Consider the following 19,815-nt stretch of genomic DNA (forward strand, 5'->3'; position numbering starts at 1 on the left):
GCTACCTGCGCGGGTTTTTTTTTCGCTCCGCGGGCAGGCCAGAACTTCATTAATCAAGGAACACAGCATGAGCCAGCAAGTCATAATCTTTGATACCACCCTGCGTGATGGCGAACAGGCATTGCAAGCCAGCCTGAGCGTTAAAGAAAAATTGCAGATTGCTTTAGCGTTAGAGCGCATGGGCGTAGACGTAATGGAAGTTGGCTTTCCGGTCTCCTCTCCGGGCGATTTCGATTCGGTACAAACCATCGCCCGCCAGATTAAAAATAGCCGAGTTTGCGCACTGGCTCGCTGCGTTGATAAAGATATCGACGTTGCCGCAGAAGCATTACGCGTCGCTGAGGCCTTCCGTATTCACGTATTCTTAGCCACTTCCACCTTACATATCGAATCGAAGCTAAAGCGCTCATTTGAAGACGTGATGGAAATGGCCATTCGCTCGGTAAAAAGAGCCCGCAACTACACTGACGACGTCGAATTCTCCTGTGAAGATGCTGGCCGTACCCCCATCGATAACTTATGCCGTATTGTTGAATCGGCCATTAACGCCGGTGCAACCACCATTAATATTCCTGATACCGTCGGCTACACGGTACCGCGCCAGTTTGGCAATATCATCGAAACCTTATACCAGCGCGTACCTAACATCGATAAGGCCATTGTATCGGTTCACTGCCACGATGACTTAGGCATGTCGGTTGCCAACTCAATTACCGCCGTTCAGGCCGGAGCCCGTCAGGTTGAAGGAACGATTAACGGTTTGGGTGAGCGCGCCGGTAACTGTTCGCTGGAAGAAGTGATTATGGCGATTAAAGTGCGCCAAGACTTGCTGGGCGTGCATACCAACATTCATCACCAAGAAATCTACCGCACCAGCCAGTTAGTCAGCCAACTGTGTAATATGCCAGTACCGGCGAATAAAGCGGTTGTCGGCTCCAATGCTTACGCACACTCTTCCGGCATTCATCAAGACGGCGTGCTGAAAAATCGTCAAACCTACGAAATCATGACCCCGGAATCCATTGGTTTTAGCCAAGTGCAGCTGAATTTAACCTCCCGTTCTGGCCGTGCTGCGGTCAAGCATCGTATGGAAGCCATGGGCTATACCGACAGTGATTACTCACTAGACGAGCTGTACAGCGAATTTTTGAAGCTGGCGGATAAGAAAGGCCAAGTGTTTGATTACGACTTAGAAGCGCTGGTGTTTATTCGTAAGCAGCACGAAGAGCAAGATCGCTTCTCACTGGACTATTTCAGCGTACAGTCAGGCACTAACCTGATGGCGACCGCATCGGTACGTTTAGCCTGCGGCGGCGAGATCAAAGCGGAAGCAGCAACCGGCAACGGCCCCGTTGATGCGGTTTATCAGGCGATTAACCGCATTACAGAATACCCAATCTCCATTGTTAAATACCAACTGACGGCCAAAGGTCAGGGCAAAGATGCCCTAGGTCAGGTGGATATCGTGGCGGAATATGAAGGTCGTCGTTTCCACGGCGTTGGTCTGGCAACGGATATCGTTGAGTCATCCGCCCTGGCGCTGGTTCACGTACTGAACCACATCTGGCGTGCGCAGCAGGTAGAACAACAAAAGCAGCGACTGTCTCAAGCCGTATAACTCAATTGAAAACCCGTTGATGGCGCAATAAATCAAGGCCATAAACGGGAGTTCGTAGCATTAGAAACATTAAAATAATTTTATAAAGTAATGGAGCAGATACAACTATGACGCGTTCTTACCATATCGCAGTACTTCCCGGAGACGGCATCGGCCCAGAAGTCATGCAGCAGGCACAGAAAGTATTAGAAGCCGTTCGCCAACGCTTTAATATGCAGATCACCACCGCTGAATATGACGTAGGCGGCGCGGCTATCGATCGTCACGGAATGCCACTGCCGGGCGCGACCGTCGCCGGTTGTGAACAGGCTGATGCGATTTTATTCGGCTCAGTCGGCGGCCCTAAATGGGAAAACTTACCGCCGGCAGAACAGCCAGAACGCGGCGCACTATTGCCGCTACGTAAACACTTTCAGCTATTCAGCAACCTGCGCCCTGCCCGCTTATATCAGGGATTAGAAGATTTCTGCCCGTTAAGAAGCGATATTGCCCATAAAGGATTTGATATTTTATGCGTGCGCGAACTGACCGGCGGCATTTACTTCGGTCAGCCGAAAGGCCGTGAAGGTTCAGGCCCGCAAGAGAAAGCCTTTGATACCGAAGTTTATCATCGCTACGAGATCGAACGCATTGCCCATATCGCCTTTGAAGCAGCCCGTAAGCGCCGCGCTAAAGTGACCTCAATTGATAAGTCTAACGTACTGCAAACCTCTATTTTATGGCGTGAAGTGGTCAATGAAGTGGCGAAGCAATATCCGGACGTTGCCCTGAACCACATGTACATCGACAACGCTACCATGCAGATGATCAAAGAGCCGTCTCAGTTTGACGTGGTGCTGTGTTCTAACCTGTTCGGCGACATTCTGTCTGACGAATGCGCCATGATCACCGGCTCTATGGGCATGTTGCCTTCTGCCAGCCTGAACGAAAAAGGTTTTGGCCTGTATGAACCCGCCGGTGGCTCTGCGCCGGATATCGCCGGTAAAGACATCGCGAACCCCATTGCGCAAATCCTGTCTCTGGCGCTGTTGCTACGCTATAGCCTGAAGGCTGACGATGCGGCCACCGCCATCGAAAAGGCCATTAATCAGACATTAGAGCAAGGCTACCGCACCGCCGATTTAGCCGGTAGCGGTCAAGCAATCAGCACCAGCAAAATGGGCGATATGATTGCTCAGTTCGTGTCCCAAGGAGCATAACAATGGCTAAGACACTGTATCAAAAGTTATACGACGCTCACGTGATTTACGAAGCACCGAATGAAACACCATTACTGTATATTGACCGCCATCTGGTCCACGAAGTGACATCGCCTCAGGCTTTCGACGGCTTACGCGCTATGAAGCGTAAAGTCCGCCAGCCGGGCAAGACTTTCGCTACCATGGATCATAACGTTTCAACTCAAACCAAAGACATTAACGCTAGCGGTGAAATGGCGCGCATTCAGATGCAGGAGTTAATCAAGAACTGCGCTGAGTTTAACGTCTCTTTATATGACCTGAACCATCCGTACCAAGGTATTGTCCACGTTATTGGCCCGGAACAGGGCATGACCCTGCCGGGTATGACCATCGTCTGCGGTGACTCTCATACCGCGACGCACGGCGCCTTCGGCTCGTTGGCCTTCGGTATCGGTACTTCCGAAGTTGAACACGTTTTAGCCACCCAAACGTTGAAACAGTCGCGCGCTAAAACCATGAAAATTGAAGTCAACGGCACTGCCGCACAAGGCATTACTGCGAAAGACATCGTACTGGCCATTATTGGTAAAATCGGTCACGCAGGCGGCACCGCTCACGTTGTTGAATTTTGTGGTAAAGCCATTGAAGCGTTATCGATGGAAGGCCGCATGACCCTGTGTAATATGGCGATTGAAATGGGCGCGAAAGCCGGTTTGGTTGCGCCAGATGACATCACGTTTGACTACGTCAAAGGCCGCCAATTTTCGCCAAAAGCAGACAATTGGGAACAGGCGGTAGCTTACTGGCGCACGCTGAAGTCTGACGAAGGGGCTAAGTTTGACGCCGTCGTCACCCTGAACGCGGCCGATATTGCGCCACAGGTAACCTGGGGAACCAACCCCGGTCAGGTTATGGCCGTTAACCAAACGATTCCAGACCCGGCGTCGTTTTCCGATCCGGTAGAGCGTACTTCAGCAGAAAAAGCGCTGGCGTATATGGACCTGAAAGCGGGCACCAGGCTAACCGATATCCCGATCGATAAAGTATTTATCGGCTCTTGTACTAACTCGCGCATTGAAGATTTACGCGCGGCCGCCGCCATTGCGAAAGGCCGTAAAGTCGCTCAGGGCGTAGTCGCTATGGTAGTACCGGGATCCGGGCCGGTTAAAGCTCAGGCTGAGGCCGAAGGTCTGGACAAAATATTCATTGAAGCCGGTTTCGAATGGCGTTTACCGGGCTGTTCTATGTGCTTAGCCATGAACAATGACCGCTTAGAGCCGGGCGAACGCTGTGCGTCTACCAGCAACCGTAACTTTGAAGGCCGTCAGGGCCGCGGTGGCCGCACCCATTTGGTGAGCCCGGCCATGGCCGCGGCGGCCGCAATTAGCGGTCACTTTGCCGATATTCGTGAGCTGAGCTAAGCCCAGACAAGCCAAACAAGGAACCTCACACATGACTAAATTTACTCAACATATCGGGATCGTGGTGCCATTAGACGCCGCTAACGTCGATACTGACGCGATTATTCCGAAACAGTTTTTACAGAAAGTTACCCGCACCGGGTTTGGTCAGCACCTGTTTAACGACTGGCGCTTTCTCGACGACGCAGGCCAAAAGCCAAATCCTGACTTCGTACTGAACAAACCGCGTTATAAAGGTGCGTCCATCCTGTTGGCCCGTGAAAACTTCGGCTGCGGCTCTTCCCGTGAGCACGCACCGTGGGCGCTGACCGATTACGGTTTTAAAGTGGTTATTGCACCAAGCTTTGCCGATATCTTTTACGGTAACTCGCTGAATAACCAGCTGCTACCGTTAACCTTAAGTGAAGCCGACATCGATGTGTTATTCAAACTGGTCGATCGTCAGGAAGGCGTTCAGTTTACCGTCGATCTGGAAAACCAAACGGTGATTGCCGATGGTAAAAGCTACGGTTTTGACATTGATGCGTTTCGTAAGCACTGCATGATTAACGGGCTAGACAGCATTGGCCTGACGCTTCAGCACGATGCAGAGATTAGCGCTTATGAAGCGAAGCAACCGGCGTTTTTAAGCTAAACGACATGTGTTTATTGTGTATTTCAAGGCCAGCATTTGCTGGCCTTACCATACCGTCATCCCGGCGAAAGCCCGGGACCCCGGTTTTGGCTAACAAATTGACGCTTAGCTTAATGACCAAATCCCGGCTCTTTCTAAGCCTTTAATCCTACCAACAGCCACCCCACCTGAAAGATCCCGATACATTTTATTAAAAAAACAACGGAAGACCCTTTGCGTGATTAGTTTACAATCCGCTATCAGTGCTATACAAGCGCTGGGCTATTTTCGAAAGGGAGCTGATTAATAATGAAAAAACTACTTTTGGCCGGTGCATGTGCCGCCTTCTTTCTCTCAACGGCGGCTAACGCGATTAGCGTTCACGGTCAGGCCGGTGAAGACTACACCAACGTTCAGGTTGGATTAGGCACTGAGTCAACCGGTCTGGCAGTAACCGGCAACTGGTCCCGTAGCGATCACAATGGCGAGGTATACGGTCTTGGCCTCGGCCTTAACGTGCCAGTAGGGCCACTAATGGCAACCGTTGGCGGTAAGGCGTTATACCTTAACCCTGAAAATAATGACGATGACTTTGCGGCGGCGGTCGGTGGCGGTCTGAGATGGCCAGTAACTGAACGCATTTCACTGTACGGTGAGGGATATTACGCCCCTGACTCCCTCACTACCGGCAGCAATAGCTATTATGAAGCCACCGGCGGCGTGCGTTTAGACGTGTTCCGCCCTATCAGCGTTGATGCCGGATACCGCTATGTGAAAGTAGAAGGTGAAGACGGTAACAGAAACAGCGTAGTGGCCGACGGCCCTTATGTGGGCGCCAGCGTTAGCTTCTAATCGTTCAATCGTTTATACGCCGGGGCATATTTTGTTCCGGCGTGTTTTTTTGTTTGCGTATTCACCTCATACTTACATCTAAATTGGTATCACTCCGCTTTCTTTACGTACAAAGCGCGGCATTCTCAGCTCATCGGAAAAATAGCTAACCAGTTCAAACAATAGCCCGTTGAGGGGTTGTTCCATCTCTGGCTGAAAAGTACGGCTGGCCAGCAGTTGCGACAGCGCAAGGCTATAGCTGCAAAGCAGCTCTGCTTCGGGTTCAAACGCAGGTATCGGAACGGGAACATCATCAACGATAAAGCCGCTAATCAGATGCGGCGGAACCGGTTCGCTCAGCTTGGGTTGCAACAACGCAAGCATGGTGCTCAGGCGACTGCACACCGCCAGCCTTTCTGCCGGGTTATGGCAGTCAATCAGGGTTTCGACCAAGCGTTCGCAGTATTCAGCCAGTTCGGTGAAATCGTCGTCTTTACCAAATGGCAAAGTGAGTATGGAATTTTCTGAAGCGTATGTTTGGGTTGGGGTAGTAGCCATGGGGCAGCCTCCGATAAGTAGTGTTTAAAACCACCACCAGAGAGGTCAATCACATGGGTGGTGGACTGAACGAGGTTGACCTTACCAGCCTTATCGGACACTGGCGCACCTTGCGATGCCCTCGCCCAGCCCACCATAGTATGGGTGCAGCTAAACGTACGACACAAAAAAAGACGCTGACGCGTCGTGTGTCGCCGATAAGGTTTATTTAGGAGGTCAATCCCGTCGCCTGATTTTGCAGGCGCAAAGAGACGATACAGCGGGTGGAAATAAACGGCAAGGGGTTTTGTTGGGGAGTTGGTTATCTATGATGTTGCTCGCAAATTGTATGTAACGATGTGAGTTGAATTTGGTAAGAACTGATAAAAAACGGTAATTATGGGATTGGGTCTGAGGTAGTGCAGCTAACGATATATAATTTCGTATTCGCTACCAAGTTCGTCACGTAAACATTGAGCCAATTGGTATCCATCTTCAATAAAGATATCTTCATCAGAGGTACTTCTAAATCCTGAGGATACGGGATCATCCATATTGAGTATTGCATCAAAACGATCTGCCCAGCTTTGGAGACGATCCTGAAGCTCAGTAGATATGGGCAATTCGCTAGGTGGAATGTCTCCAAGTTTTTCAGGGGTTGTTCCCCATAGCGGATAACAGCCGTAATCAGCCATCAACTTTATTATCCTCACGTCATGAGCCCTCTTAAATTCGTCACTGTAATATAGCCATTATTTCCAACGGTAGTGGCGTTCATGACTATATTCGGTATTTATGAAACTGATCTGTCCTTGATTTAAGGCCCACCCATTACTTACAACTGGACATAATCAAGATATTCCAATATTTTTTGATCGCTAAACTTAAGCTTGAGAGATAATTTTTCGTCCATATTCACAGGAGCTAGCAAGTAAAATCCCCTATCCATTTTTTGTGATGTATAAATCCAATCATTTCCTTGATTGTAATCGACCGGATAGTTTGGTCGACCCAATAACATTAAAACATCACGTTTTGTGGATACTCCAATAACAATATTTTTCTTTATCTCTTGCTCAGAATATTTACTTATCGTTCCTTCATGAATTTTATCAAAATTGCGAACACATCCGATTAATAGCAAAGACAACAATATAATTAAAATAGGCCTTAGTTCCATTTTTTACCCTTACTACTATCTAATCGTATAATAGGTTCTTCTACGTAAATATCATTCTCTTTATCATATTTCACATGTACGCCGTATAAGACACAATAGCCCGCCAAATCGGAGAAACTAGCTCTAAACTCATAAACTTCATTCTTCTGAGGTAAGAAATCCATTCCTACACTGCATCCCCCAAAGCTATAACTTATTTTTGTTTGAGTACCTGCATATAATGCAGTTTCAAAATAGGTTTCTTTGTACCTTTCTGGTACAGAAGGGAGTTTCGGCAGCCCAATATCTGTACTTGATTTAAAGATTACAACTGTTGAGTTATCAACATGTCCAGCTTTTTTATCCAATTGCCCTATTGTGAACCCAACCGGATTTCCGATTAACCGAATTTTAGCAATATTTTCCTCAGAGGCCGATGGGGGTATATAAGGAACTTGCCCCCAACTCCCAGCACAGCCTGATAATATTGTCGCGATAAAAACAATAGGAAGTACATTATAAATTTTTTTCATCTTTAGTTACCTTTTATTCTATGAATTTCATTTTTCATCGAAGAAAAATACCTATAACAAGATTATGTTTCAGAATAAAATTCATTATTATTCCGTTAAAATATTAGTCCGATGCAGTAGTAAATCGACAGTGATCTGTCTCTGAATTCATTCCCACCTAGTTATGCTTCTATCTCATACCTTTTTATCCGTTTTTACAGCTGCCGCCCCTGCCTGTATCTGAAGGGCGACTGGCTAAAAGAGGCCGGGTTTGCGACCGATACGCCGGTTATCGTGGCCGTGGAGCAGGGGAAACTGGTTATCCTGCCTGTGGTTGAGTGACAGATAAAGCAAAACCCCAGCGCTTGAGCTGGGGGTTATTTAAAGATGGTCAGATAAGATCTTCACCATTCAAGAGCACAATAACATTTTCAGCACCTAGCTCTTTTCTGACCATATCCGCCATTTCGTCTGTCGATATTTCAAGAGCCTTGTTATTAACAGCCACCATAAAATAGGATTCAGGATCAAGGCCATATTCATTTGAGATTTCTTTATCAAAACGATCTAATGAATGAGCCTTATACAAAACGTAATGGGCCGGGAACACATACGGATATTTTCCTTGAAAACAGTCAAGTTTACGCTGTAGATCAGGTATAGAAAGTGTTGTAAAACACGTTAAATCAATAGCCATTTTTTACCTCACTTTATCCTTATCGCATTACCAGTTTTATCAATGACAATAACTTTATCCAGTCCCATTATTGGCCATTGATTAAGTTGACTTTGCAATGTGGGAAGACTCACTTTTGTATCAGACATATTGATAACAACATTTGTTGTCTGTCCCGTAACTACCTTACGTTTAACTTCACTATAAATATTTCTAACATTACTAGATTTAGGTGCATAGTTATCAAAAATCTCACCATTTATTCGGTAATCAGGATTTTTATTCCCTGTTATGTATGGATTTTGTTCTACAAGGAAACCTGATTGAGAAAGTATCTGCGCACTCTCATTCTCCCGGCTCAGAGAACGAATATTTTCTTGCGTCATTTTGGGATCATACTTCGTCGGATTTCCAGTCAAAGCCCCTTCATTTTTTGCAAAATAATTACCAACCGAAGAGCTTTGCCAAATACTGGTATCACCCGGCGTAACAATAGCCCCGTTGGGTTTTGAGATCGCACTCTGCCCGGACACACCACCAAAAATAGCCGCAGTTCCCAGCCCAATATTGAGCGCACCTTCTCCATATTTGCCATCAATCGCCTGACCAATACCCGTTCCTGCCTGATAAGCACCGCCAGCCGCCAAGGCTCCACGTGCGATTACCCCTGGCGCACCCGGTAATGCCAGTAAAGCATCTGTACCTATTGCAGCCTGACCGTAATCCGTGCTGGCTCCCTTCAGGTAACTCAGTGCTTCGTTATACGCTTGAATATCCCCTGTGGATGCCACAAACGCTGTACCAGCAAGAAGCCCCTGTACTGCTTCAGCGGCCCGTTGTGGCGAATAACCATAAAGTATTTGTAATTCGAGACCGTACTGATTGAGCTGGCCGGCCAAATCTTGTTTTTCAGTCTCTGTCAGTTCGCCCTTTAGATACTTATCAACCAGAATATTGCTGGCCCGATCTTCATTTGTCAGCCTGAGAATAGTCTTCGAGGCTTCTACCAGATTTTTACCGGCTTTTTGATCTTCGATTGCCTTAATCAGGTCTTCCGCTTTTGTTGCACTTAGGAAGTTATTCTCCACAACAACTTTATCCGTTGTGAAGTTAGCCAGAGAATACCACTTTTCCCAATTTAGTCAGCATGTTACAACCCAGTTTTGCCCGTGTATTACGGTGCAGGGACACACAAGCCCCGACGCGCACTTTTGGCCCTGCAAGCCACTTTCCACCATGTTGTTAAAGAGCATTATGCTGAGCAGATTCAACGATATCCAAAACACAGCGTTGTTATAAAGTGGGCTATGTCAGCGTTCGCCATCAGGATAGCAGAACGTGCATGACCACCTATTACAACCGCCACCCCAGCCTGCATCTGGTTAAAAGAGGCCGGGTTCAACACCGATACGCCGGTGATAGTGGTGGTTGAACGGGGGCAACTGGTTATCAGGCCTGTGTCCGCTGAGTAATAGATAAAAAATATCCCAGCTCACAACAATGGAGCTGGGATTTATCACTTATGGTTAGCCTCTATATCGAGAATCTTCCCGCATTAGCCGTAAAATTTCAGACCAGTTCCATAAGATGCCTGAAATAGATTTTAGTGGTGAAATTTTGCCCCGAGGACTATCAGGAAAAGCCTCCATTGCAGCTTTACAGTGTCGATAAAATAAGTTGAAACAATCACGATCAACAGAGTCTAGAACAATAAAGCTTTGGCCTTGATCATCAAATGCTTCGTAGATGCTTTTCATACAACCATATTGTTCAGCACTAAAAAGCTCTCTTGTGCTTTCAGTTATAATGTCAAATAGACCACTGGTTAATCCCCAACCAGTGTTTTTACCTATTGATATATACATTCCCATAATTATCACCTGATAATAAGAATTTTAGCTTGTTGTTCTGGTGTCATGACCTTAATCCATCCATTAACCATACTTTGGTTTATTGAATTTAAATTCCTGTAATCAATAGGAACGATGTCTGCCTTATTTATATGATCAACTAGTTGCTTGTAATTCTGTGTTTCATTATTTTTAAAAAACTGATTAATTTGTAGTGCTTTAGATGAATCAGTCCACATAAAATCAACGGTTTTACCAGCATAAGGACCATCAGTAAATACAAAGTCAGGCCCTTTTTGTCCTTGAACTGAATCGACTCTAACTAACGTACCGCCAAAGGTATTTTCCAGTTGTGCTGCGGCGATCCCCTCATGCTGCACAACTTTACCTGTTGCCGTATCGTAGGACAAACGCTTGATTGCACCTTTTCCAACAGATAGTGTTGGGCTAATAGTATCTAGTCCTGTTTCTACATCCCGAAGAATAGGTGTAACATTTGTTCCTTGAGCCACATTCTTAACAGCCGCAATCTCTTGTGCTGTTCGTCCTATCACCAACGCACCACCCGCCCCAGTTCCCCCAGGAATAACAGCCTCGCCAACCTGTATGCCAACACTGTTTAAGCAATAGGCCGGATTAGTTTTACAACCATCCATTGCGGCTCTTGCTAACGCCAGCATCTCCGGTGTTGCTGCAATAATCTGATAACCACCAACAATAGCAACATTAATGCCCAGAGCGGTAAGGTGTTGTTCGGGCGTGGGATAAGCTCGCTCACAGGCAGACGACATTCCTAACGAACAGCTCAGCATATCAACCATACCCGCTTCACCATTCGATACCGAGTTATTCTCCACCTCCACCCGCGCCGCATTCCCGCCGCTGGCTATCGATACGCCATCGCCACCCACGGCCCCACCGGCCGCTGCACCTAGCATCGTCACCAAATTACTGACTAGCGCCTTTTCATCAGCACTAAGATCTTCGGGAGCCTTACCGAAGAATTTATTCGCTAACGCTTCTGAAGTTGCCGACGCAATAAACCCACCGGCCGCGGCTGCTCCTGGGTTCGCACCCTGAGCCTGAGCCAGTGCGCCCGACACTATGGTATGTAGCGCGATACGCGCGGCGGGATTGCCCTCAGTCGCATCTTTAACCAGAGCCGCCATGTAAGGAGCTGCTCCCGCCGCAACGCCGCCGGTAACGTTACCACCCAGCACGCCTGCTAACAATCCGGTCGCGGCTGAACCGTGTGTCCAGAACTCACTACCGACACCATATTTCGCATCGACATCTTGATACTGTTTAGATCCCGTTATCCGATCGTTAATTTGCGCCTCAGACAACCCATCGAGTTCACCGCGCGCCGCCATGTCGGCCCGAACTTGCTCTTTAGCTTCGTTCAGCTTGCTGGTCTTATAGGCGTCCATTGCCTGTGTACCCAGCGCTACCGCCTCTTTCTGTATAGCTAGCTTATCTTTGATTTTGTCCTTATCAAAGTTGTCATTAAGCGCCTCATGAGCGTTGTCCGTATCACGGCTCAGCGTGGCAACATCCTGCTTTTGGTTATCTTTATCACGAATGATAATATCCCCGGCCGATATCGCACTGCGGGTAGTTGTGCTGTTGTTATCCCCAACTTTACCGACGCTTACGGTTGGCATGCTCGGCGCGCCCAGAGTATATCCTGACCCGTTAGAGGCCGGTGCGTTAGTTCCCTCTGAACTCGCATTCTTACTAACGGAAGCGGATACGCTAACCGCGTACTGCTTACCTTCCCACTCGGATTTATTCTCAATATCCGTCCAGCCCAGCGTACCGGTGCTGAGGCGGTTCTTATCGGCATCCGCTTCGGAGGCAATAACTGCGCCGTCTAACTGGGTATGGTTGCCAACGTTAATATCATAACCACCGGAACCGGCAAAAATACCGCTCTGGTCGCGTACGGCGTCATAATCATTATTGATTCTTTCACCGCTGAAATTAACGCTGCCCTGAACTACTGCCCCCGCACATATTGGTGGCACACAGACGCTAACATTCACTCCGCCGGAGGTCTGCTTGCTGTCATACTCTGCGCTGTCCTGTACGCTGCTGATAGTCAGGTCACGCCCGACGTTAACAATCACTCGCTCACCGGAAAGCTCCGCGCCCTGAAGGGTGGTATCCCGCCCGCTGGTGATACTTAACGTTTCATCGGCATGGATCTGGCTATTATGATTAACCAGCGAACTGCCATTCTCTTTACCTTTGTACTGACTGGCTCCCGCTTCAAAGGTAATACCGTTCTGACTTCCACCAAAACCAACGCCCACGCCAAGGCTTTGCTGGTTGCCGGAATTGCTGCCCTCCAACCTGTCTTTATCCTGAGCGGCGGTTAAAACAATATCCTGACCGGCATTGAGGATGACATTTTTACCCTTAATATCTACGCCGCTGCCGCGAATATCATTGGTAGCGTTGATATTGACCGTTTCACCGGCCTTCAGGCGGCTGCCCTGCTGCTGCTCACTTTCATATCTCTGCTGCTGTTGGGAACTCCCTGCGGTAGTACTAACCGTTACCTTTATTGCAGTCGGATTCATATTAGACTGCATGGTTTGTGAAGCGATATTCAAGGCAGCCTGTGCCCCATAAATCGCTGCCAGGCGAGGGTCTCGACCATCTTCTAGCGTCTGGGCTGCGTTCTCAGCGGCCTGCGCCGCGGCCACGACATAGCCTGATGTTGAAACGGTCATGCCGTACTGTGTGGAACTCGAGCTATTTTCATGCAGTGAGCTATCTTGGCTCACATCCATAAACACGTTTTTGCCGCTGAGGTTAATCGACTTTCCGGCGCTGATGTCGGCACCGTTAAGCACGACGTCCTGACCGGCCTGTAGCGTTACATTTCCTGTCCCGCTAGTTAGCTGACTGCGAACCGTACTTTCCTGCGTGCTTTGATCCAGAGCGGAGTACTTCTCCTTACGCCAGCCAACGGTGCCGCTGTAGCCATTGCCGCCTAACTCGCCTAATGAAGTCTGACTACCGGTTTCATATTCACGCACCGTATTACTGCCAGAGCCAACGTTGATACTGCCCTGTTTGGCAACCAGCATCAGATCATTAATTGCTGCCAAGCTACTGCCGGTAACGTCAATGCTGCCCTCTTTGCTATTGATATAAATATCTTGCCCGGTGAGCGCAGACGGCGTTTGTGCCGTTACCTGCTTATCGCCTTTTTTTGCTGACTTGTCATAGCCAAAAGGCAATACGCTAGGACCATTATTCGGTCCACCGTCCATCATGCGGATCGCTGAACCTACGGTTGGCAAGGCCGAGGTTACACTCCAATTGCTACTTCCCGATTTATGGGTACTGTTTTGGCTGTCGGTGGAAGGTGCAATCACGACATCACGGCTGGCATCGATGATAATCGATTCACCCGCGCCCAAGCGGCTACCGCTAATCAGTACATCACCATTAGTCAATGCGCCGTTGGCATCACGCACGCCGCTACCCGTAGCGTTCAACTGAATATTTCCTGCGGCATTCAGGCTACTGCCGCTTTGATACTCGCCGTGAATACTGGTTTCGCTATAGCTGGAAGAGCGGCCGTAGGTTAGCGGAAGCTGAGTCGGAGAACCGAGATCGGCAAGGGTCGCGCCCATTTCACTTAATAGCGTTTTAGCCTTCTGTACGTTCCCCGTGTCTGATTCAAAAATATCGCGGAAGTTACGCACGCTATTAATCAGTGGATCGGCAATAGAAATGCCAAACCCGCTAGTTTTCGATGAATAGGAGGTTTTCTCATCGACCACATCTCGCCCCGGAAGAATAGCGATGTCCTGAGCGGTAATATCGATATGGCCCGTTGCCCGAGTGGTATCGCCAAGGGCGCGCCCGGCGACGATATCGCTGCCGCTGATGGTCGCCGTTTTACCCGCGGAGATAATCACATTACCGCCGGTAGTTCCTATCATACTGCGCGCATCGCTTTGGTTAACTTCAGCCCCGTCAAACACACTTTTCGTTGATTGAGAGCCAATAGTGACGCCTAAGCTACCGCTACTAAACATCCCGCTCTTTTTCACTTCCTTTAAACGATAGGTAGACTGCTCTTCGGTAGCCGCAACGATATCGACATTATTACCCGCAGCCAGAGTTACGTTACCTTCACCAACAACCGAGGAACCCTGTACTTTCAGATCGTGCCCGGCGGAAAGCGTGACTTTATCGCCGCTCAGTAGCGAACCTTCTTCGCGAGTTGCATAGTCCTGCTCAACAGTATGGGTGGTGGTTTTAGAGAAGGTCTTTTTCTTAACCTTTGTTTCTTCAAAAAAGCGATAGTCGCTTTCCGTTGCGCTGGTTACGTTAATGTCGTTACCCGCGTATACGCTAATATTACCTTCGGTCTGAACTTCAGCCGCCTGCATATTGATATCGTGTCCGGCAACGATTTGCACCTTATCGCCCGCGGTGATTTCAGTCCCTTGCTGGCGAACTGACTCATCAATCGTCTTTGATCGCTTGCCGTAAGCTTCCTGATAAACCCGGCTTTCGGCCGTGGTCAGGTTAACATCGCGCCCGGCTGACAGCGCCGCACTGCCCTCGGCTATCACTTCAGCCGCCTGCGCGTTGATATCACGCCCGGCCACAACGGTTAGATTATCGCCACTTTGCAGCGTACTGCGAAGAGCACCTTCAACCTCAGTCTTGTTTTTTCCTTTCTGGGTTGACTGTGTCAGGTCGGCAGTTTCAATATTGACATCTCGACCGGCAAATAGCGTTAGGTTACCTTTATCAGTCACCACCTCGGCTGCGTGGAGAGTAATATCTTTTCCGGCGCTCAAATCCAGCGCACCTTCCGACTGAATCGAAGCGATATCACCAACTTCCGTTTGTGAGAATGCGGTAAATCTGTCTGCAACCCGCCTACTTTCGTATAGCCCCGGAAATTCAGCCGTGCCAGAAACCGCCCACTGTTGAGTTTCAGTACGGTTAACAATGCTGCCGTCAATGCTTTCAAGCGATACCTGCTGCCCGCGAATGGTTGAACCGATATTGTTGATATCGTCCATCGCACTCATCGACAGGTAGCCACCCGCCTTTATCTTGCCGGCATTCACGTTATCAATGGTGCTCCAGCTATCAATAAACAGAGACTTATCGGCCAAAATAGTGCTGTTGCTGTTGATAATACGGCCGCCGTCCAGCGCAACGTTAGTGCCTTTAATCACGCTGCCATCAAGCGAAGTGACGTCGTTTTTAGCCAGATACAGCTTTGGCGCTAATACCGTTTGTCCGTTAACCGTGACCGGTTCCCACCAGACAATGCTCTTATTCAGTTGAGCGACCTGTTGTGGCGTTAAGCTGATGCCAAAGGTTAAGTTCAAACCGGTTTGGGCATCGACGGCGTTATCTATCAGGTATTGCATTTGGGCCAGATCGGTGCCAATGCCGTTGATATAACGGTTACCGGTCTGCTTAATCAAGGCATCGCTGATATAGCGGGTATCAAACGCGGCGTCGCCAAGAAAGCGGTACCTGAGGTCAGGGTTGAGACCTAAACGGTCGAGAAAATAGGCCGAGCCCAGAAATTTGTTTTTATCGGTAAAGCGGCTGTCGGTTTCACGAGGAGCCGTACCCGGCTGTCTTCCCAAAAGCGCATACAGATCGTTAAACAGGCCGTTATCTAAGCCTCCCAAGCCGTTTAGGTTCGGGTTAGTGGTAATCAGATAAGGGCTGTCGGGGTCCTGACTGGTGACGAACAGGCCGTTGAGCCCATTCGGTAAGGCGAAATCATCAAACCCGTTTAGCGTTGGAGCATTTATCGTATGGCTGATATTGCCCGCGTTGGCGACGGTTGTGGTATTGCTGATATCGCTGTCGAAATTGGCATATACGTTACCACCGGCTTGGATAGTTGAGCGGTAGAGTTCGGAATCGCCGCTGCGTTCGAAGCTTCTTTCACCTGTCGCTTTGTAATAAATGAAACGTTTATCTTCATCTACGCTTTCTTCACCACTTTTGTAATACCAACTATAGTCAATCCCCCTATCCAGAAATATATTTTTCTCAATTGCAAAAAAGGTATATGGAGATTCACCGTAATCATCTGCACCACGGTTATATACGGGCGCTAAAGATTGAGATGTATAGGTTTGGTATTGTGTTTCTGTTCCGCTAAACCATGACTGATTATTTAGCGTATTTCCCGATAAAAAGGCATCCCTATTGGCCAAAATATTGCTGGCATGGTTTTGCAATGAATCGGCTGAAATATATAAATCACGCCCGGATGAAATTCGTGATGCGCCACCATTGCTGGTCACGCCTACGGTAGAAATAGAAATGGGTATTTTTTTAGTGACAAATTCTTCAGGCGTATAGGCATAATAGTTGGTACTGGTTGTACATCCTCCATTCTCTGCACTACCACCGCAGGTTTCATTCTCCTGACTATAAAAGACATACTCACCCCATTTCAACTGGCTAAACGGAACCCTTGCATCAACGCCGGTTAGCCATTCATACTCATCAATCAGGCTGCGTTCAGTGCTGGTTACCGATAAACCATCCCGCTCATTCAACAGCTGCGCAGTATTTATCGTAATATCACCACTAATCGTCTCAATCGTCCCCGAACGGTTAATCACCGCGGCATTCGCATTACCCGCTGCATCCTTCTGCATCCACAGGCTATTACCCGCCAGAATATCGCCTTTGATATTGCTGATGCGGTTGGCGAACAGTTGCATATCACCGGCGGCGTATAACAACGAACTATTGGTGATGTTATTGGCCGCACTAAGTAGCAAATCACCACCCGAACCGGTAAAACCTTGATGAGCAATCGAATCACGGCTGATGAGCTGAATATCACCGCCGGACTGCAAATGGCTGCTGGCGGTCAGGTTAATATCCGCCGCATTGACGCTTAACGTGCCTTCGCCCGCCGTTATTCGGCCCTGATTAGTGAACAGGCCGCCGCTGGTTACGCTGACTTCATTACCCTGTAGCGTGCCGGATTGGCTGATGGCCCCTGAGCTAGTTAGAGATAAGGCGTTGCCCGCCGCGATGGTGCCGTATTGCAGAAAATCCTGCTGCAGGCCAATGTCGATATCCGATAGCGCAACGATTTGCCCTGCGTGGCTGAGAGAATCAGCGGTCAGGTCCAGATTACCGGCGCTAAACAGCCTGCCGCTGGTTCGGTTATCCACCTGCTGCGCATTGACCGTCAGCTGGTCCAGGGCTAATACCGTGCCGCTATTGGTGAGCGTTTGAGCGTTAAGCTCAACCGATTTCCCTTGCAGCGTACCCTGTTGGTTAATTGCCGTTCCGGTTAATGACAGCGCAGCGTCAGATTTCAGTATGCCCTGTTGATTAATGGCAGTGCCGGTCAGCGTGAGGTTTTCGCCCGCAGTGAAAACACCCTGTAGCTGTGCATTTTGGCTGGCGTTAAGGGATAAATCTTGGTAAGCCTGAATCTGCGCGGTCGCCAGCGAGGTGAAGAGCGCAGCGTCAATCGACAAAGCGCCATTCGACGAGACTAAACCGCCCAGCGTCATGCTCGATGCCATCAGCGCGATGTGGTTATCGCTCAGTAAACGGCTGCCCTGCGCGGTGTTCAGCGCCTGAGCATTGAATACCATGGCCTGTTGCCCGTGAACCAGCCCGGCAATGTCTGCGCGGCCGACCTGTAGGTTCAGGCTACCGTCGCTTATCAGCGAACCGCTCTGCTCTACCTTCAGCCAGTCATGGGCGGTGAGCGTTAGTGCTTGTTGGGAGCCGGTACTGCCCAAGAGCGTGATTTGGTTGCCGGTTAAGGTCAATAATCCGCCCGACAACAGCGAACCGCTGCTATTTACCGTTCCGGCAGAGATTGACTGTGCGCCCAGCGACTGAATTCGGCCCTGATTATTGATGCCGGTAGCGGTGATGACGCTATTGCCATTGGTGGCTATCAGCCCCTGGTTATTTAATTGCCCGGTTGATAACGTGGTGAAATACCCCGCGTTCATTTCACCCAGATTATCGATACCTTGGCTTACCCGAACGTTCAAACTCTGTTGGGCAGAAACCGTTGACAGCGCGCCGACGCTTAAATAGCCTGCGTCTAACGCGATATCCTGCCCGGCGCTAACCTGCCCATCGAGATACAGCTGTGAACCGGTAATGCTAACGCCGGAAGTGCCCATCACGCGGGAAGTCGCGTCCTGCTGCACGGCCTGTTGGCTTTGGGCAATAACCTGAGCGGCCGATAGCTGGCTGTTGTTCCACTGCTGGCTGCCCGCGTTGAGCTGCAAGGTGCCGCTATTGCCGACGGCGCCCTGAGCATCGACCCCGGCGGCAACCAGACTGTCACTCAGGGTTAATTGCCCCTGACTATTCAGCGCCACGTTCTGGCCAGAAGAGATAACGCCCTGCTTTAATTCAGTATTACCTTTGCTGCTTAAGCGGATATCACCAGTAGCCTTATGGTTACCGGTTAATGCTAATTCATCGGCATGGGCGGTTATCGCCCCCTGAGCCAGCGTATTATTCAGCGTGAGCTTACCGTTCACATCGAGCTGAACGTCGCCCTGCCGGGCGTTCAGGTTACCGAGGTTAACGCCCACCCCTTTGTCGCTGGAGACTAAATGAATGCGGTTCGCGTACATGCCGCCCAGGGCACCGGTGTCTACCGCTATTCTCGGCGTAGTGTCAGTTGCCGCAATCGGCGTGACGGAACCATCGCTTCCAACCCGATTGCTACCGGCAATCACGGTTAAATCCTGCGCGTATAGCCCGGCGTTAATCTCAGTGGCGCGGGAAATAATCGCCACCGAGTTGCTGTGGCTGGCATCCAGCCCCTGACCGTTGATAGTAATAGAGCCCTGCGTGACGGAGAGCGAATCAAGATTACCCTGAGCGTCCATCACCGGTTTACCGGTAGTCAGCGTGACGTTCGGCGTATTGATAAAGCCGCAGCCGTCGCAGGTAATGCCGTAGGGGTTAGCCACCATCACGTTGGCCTGCTTGCCCGCCACTTCGGTATAGCCCTGAAGCTGCGAACGGTTTGCCCCGACCACTTCATTGATAATCGCCTGCGCTTCCTGCCCGGCTTTCAGGTTGGTATTGTTCGAAATGATGCCGCCAAGCTGGGTCTGATTAAGCGCACCGGTGGCGTTGTTGAGTATCAGCCCTTCTTTACCGACGTTAAATTCGTTGTATTGATTGTGGGAAACGCCCTGCTGATTGGGCGTGGCAATATTGACCACCGGCACGCCATTGGCCGCCCGTTCAGTATTGGTATTACCGCCCGCCACCTGAATACCGTCGGCAAAAGCCGGAAGCACCGGCTGGACGCAAAGCAATCCGCTAATCAGGTAGCTGAGTAAACGCTTAGAGGTATTAACCGGCAACGGTGCTGTACTATTTTTCATTATTATTATT

15 protein-coding genes and 1 pseudogene are annotated in these 19,815 nt (G+C 49.3%); 7 read left to right on the top strand and 9 right to left on the bottom strand.

Going from position 1 to position 19,815, the window contains the following annotated elements:
* The first annotated feature begins 67 nt into the window (after nucleotides 1-67).
* From leuA to GVI43_RS03255, 5 genes are all read left to right on the top strand, one after another.
* Entirely contained in the window at nucleotides 68-1,618 is a 1,551-nt protein-coding gene (gene leuA / locus GVI43_RS03235; RefSeq protein ID WP_159565311.1) for a 2-isopropylmalate synthase, read from the top strand.
* Between the two features lie 107 nt (nucleotides 1,619-1,725).
* Nucleotides 1,726-2,817 (top strand): 3-isopropylmalate dehydrogenase, encoded by a 1,092-nt coding sequence (leuB, locus tag GVI43_RS03240; RefSeq protein WP_159565312.1) that lies wholly within the window; start codon nucleotides 1,726-1,728, stop codon nucleotides 2,815-2,817.
* 2 nt (nucleotides 2,818-2,819) lie between these two features.
* The gene (leuC, locus tag GVI43_RS03245) at nucleotides 2,820-4,220 is read left to right on the top strand and encodes a 3-isopropylmalate dehydratase large subunit (RefSeq protein WP_159565313.1); all 1,401 of its coding nucleotides are present in this window, start codon (nucleotides 2,820-2,822) and stop codon (nucleotides 4,218-4,220) included.
* A gap of 31 nt (nucleotides 4,221-4,251) precedes the next feature.
* Entirely contained in the window at nucleotides 4,252-4,854 is a 603-nt protein-coding gene (gene leuD, locus GVI43_RS03250) for a 3-isopropylmalate dehydratase small subunit (protein WP_159565314.1), read from the top strand.
* A 288-nt stretch (nucleotides 4,855-5,142) separates the two neighbouring features.
* Complete coding sequence (locus GVI43_RS03255) at nucleotides 5,143-5,685, top strand: YfaZ family outer membrane protein (RefSeq protein WP_159565315.1); 543 nt, start codon at nucleotides 5,143-5,145, stop codon at nucleotides 5,683-5,685.
* A gap of 78 nt (nucleotides 5,686-5,763) precedes the next feature.
* On the opposite strand, the gene GVI43_RS03260 is transcribed toward GVI43_RS03255, so the two are convergent.
* From GVI43_RS03260 to GVI43_RS03280, 5 genes are all read right to left on the bottom strand, one after another.
* Nucleotides 5,764-6,171, bottom strand: a complete 408-nt coding sequence (locus GVI43_RS03260; RefSeq protein WP_425482117.1) for a hypothetical protein — start codon at nucleotides 6,169-6,171, stop codon at nucleotides 5,764-5,766.
* Nucleotides 6,102-6,527 carry an ash family protein gene (locus GVI43_RS16020; RefSeq protein WP_159565463.1) on the bottom strand — a complete coding sequence of 142 codons (426 nt, stop codon included), beginning with the start codon at nucleotides 6,525-6,527 and terminating at the stop codon, nucleotides 6,102-6,104. Before GVI43_RS16020 ends, GVI43_RS03260 begins: the two co-directional genes overlap by 70 nt.
* 99 nt (nucleotides 6,528-6,626) lie before the next feature.
* Nucleotides 6,627-6,896, bottom strand: a complete 270-nt coding sequence (locus GVI43_RS03270; RefSeq protein WP_159565317.1) for a hypothetical protein — start codon at nucleotides 6,894-6,896, stop codon at nucleotides 6,627-6,629.
* A gap of 140 nt (nucleotides 6,897-7,036) precedes the next feature.
* Nucleotides 7,037-7,381, bottom strand: a complete 345-nt coding sequence (locus GVI43_RS03275; protein ID WP_159565318.1) for an outer membrane protein assembly factor BamE — start codon at nucleotides 7,379-7,381, stop codon at nucleotides 7,037-7,039.
* Nucleotides 7,372-7,893 (bottom strand): hypothetical protein, encoded by a 522-nt coding sequence (locus GVI43_RS03280; protein ID WP_159565319.1) that lies wholly within the window; start codon nucleotides 7,891-7,893, stop codon nucleotides 7,372-7,374. Before GVI43_RS03280 ends, GVI43_RS03275 begins: the two co-directional genes overlap by 10 nt.
* A 186-nt stretch (nucleotides 7,894-8,079) precedes the next feature.
* Here GVI43_RS03280 and GVI43_RS15845 point away from each other — a divergent pair, with 186 nt between their 5' ends.
* Entirely contained in the window at nucleotides 8,080-8,214 is a 135-nt protein-coding gene (locus GVI43_RS15845; protein ID WP_281350972.1) for a SymE family type I addiction module toxin, read from the top strand.
* Between the two features lie 49 nt (nucleotides 8,215-8,263).
* On the opposite strand, the gene GVI43_RS03290 is transcribed toward GVI43_RS15845, so the two are convergent.
* Together GVI43_RS03290 and GVI43_RS03295 are read right to left on the bottom strand one after the other, a co-directional pair.
* Nucleotides 8,264-8,569, bottom strand: a complete 306-nt coding sequence (locus GVI43_RS03290) for a hypothetical protein (RefSeq protein WP_159565320.1) — start codon at nucleotides 8,567-8,569, stop codon at nucleotides 8,264-8,266.
* Between the two features lie 8 nt (nucleotides 8,570-8,577).
* On the bottom strand, nucleotides 8,578-9,636 hold the full coding sequence (locus tag GVI43_RS03295; RefSeq protein ID WP_159565321.1) for a CdiA C-terminal domain-containing protein: 1,059 nt from the start codon (nucleotides 9,634-9,636) through the stop codon (nucleotides 8,578-8,580).
* A gap of 185 nt (nucleotides 9,637-9,821) precedes the next feature.
* Between GVI43_RS03295 and GVI43_RS03300 the strand changes: the two are divergent.
* A pseudogene (locus GVI43_RS03300) lies at nucleotides 9,822-9,999 on the top strand (SymE family type I addiction module toxin); the annotation flags it as partial.
* 75 nt (nucleotides 10,000-10,074) lie between these two features.
* Here GVI43_RS03300 and GVI43_RS03305 read toward each other — a convergent pair.
* Both GVI43_RS03305 and GVI43_RS03310 read right to left on the bottom strand, forming a co-directional pair.
* Entirely contained in the window at nucleotides 10,075-10,419 is a 345-nt protein-coding gene (locus tag GVI43_RS03305) for a hypothetical protein (protein ID WP_159565322.1), read from the bottom strand.
* Nucleotides 10,420-10,424: 5 nt separating this feature from the next.
* The gene (locus tag GVI43_RS03310) at nucleotides 10,425-19,805 is read right to left on the bottom strand and encodes a hemagglutinin repeat-containing protein (RefSeq protein WP_159565323.1); all 9,381 of its coding nucleotides are present in this window, start codon (nucleotides 19,803-19,805) and stop codon (nucleotides 10,425-10,427) included.
* Between the last annotated feature and the right edge of the window lie 10 nt (nucleotides 19,806-19,815).

This window comes from Budvicia diplopodorum (genome assembly GCF_009800925.1).
Lineage (GTDB): Bacteria > Pseudomonadota > Gammaproteobacteria > Enterobacterales > Enterobacteriaceae > Budvicia > Budvicia diplopodorum.

Coding starts and splice junctions, on each gene's coding strand:
- leuA (WP_159565311.1), top strand. CDS start 68: ATGAGCCAGCAAGTCATAATCTTTGATACCACCCTGCGTGATGGCGAA.
- leuB (WP_159565312.1), top strand. CDS start 1,726: ATGACGCGTTCTTACCATATCGCAGTACTTCCCGGAGACGGCATCGGC.
- leuC (WP_159565313.1), top strand. CDS start 2,820: ATGGCTAAGACACTGTATCAAAAGTTATACGACGCTCACGTGATTTAC.
- leuD (WP_159565314.1), top strand. CDS start 4,252: ATGACTAAATTTACTCAACATATCGGGATCGTGGTGCCATTAGACGCC.
- GVI43_RS03255 (WP_159565315.1), top strand. CDS start 5,143: ATGAAAAAACTACTTTTGGCCGGTGCATGTGCCGCCTTCTTTCTCTCA.
- GVI43_RS03270 (WP_159565317.1), bottom strand. CDS start 6,896: ATGGCTGATTACGGCTGTTATCCGCTATGGGGAACAACCCCTGAAAAA.
- GVI43_RS03275 (WP_159565318.1), bottom strand. CDS start 7,381: ATGGAACTAAGGCCTATTTTAATTATATTGTTGTCTTTGCTATTAATC.
- GVI43_RS03280 (WP_159565319.1), bottom strand. CDS start 7,893: ATGAAAAAAATTTATAATGTACTTCCTATTGTTTTTATCGCGACAATA.
- GVI43_RS03290 (WP_159565320.1), bottom strand. CDS start 8,569: ATGGCTATTGATTTAACGTGTTTTACAACACTTTCTATACCTGATCTA.
- GVI43_RS03305 (WP_159565322.1), bottom strand. CDS start 10,419: ATGGGAATGTATATATCAATAGGTAAAAACACTGGTTGGGGATTAACC.
- GVI43_RS03310 (WP_159565323.1), bottom strand. CDS start 19,805: ATGAAAAATAGTACAGCACCGTTGCCGGTTAATACCTCTAAGCGTTTA.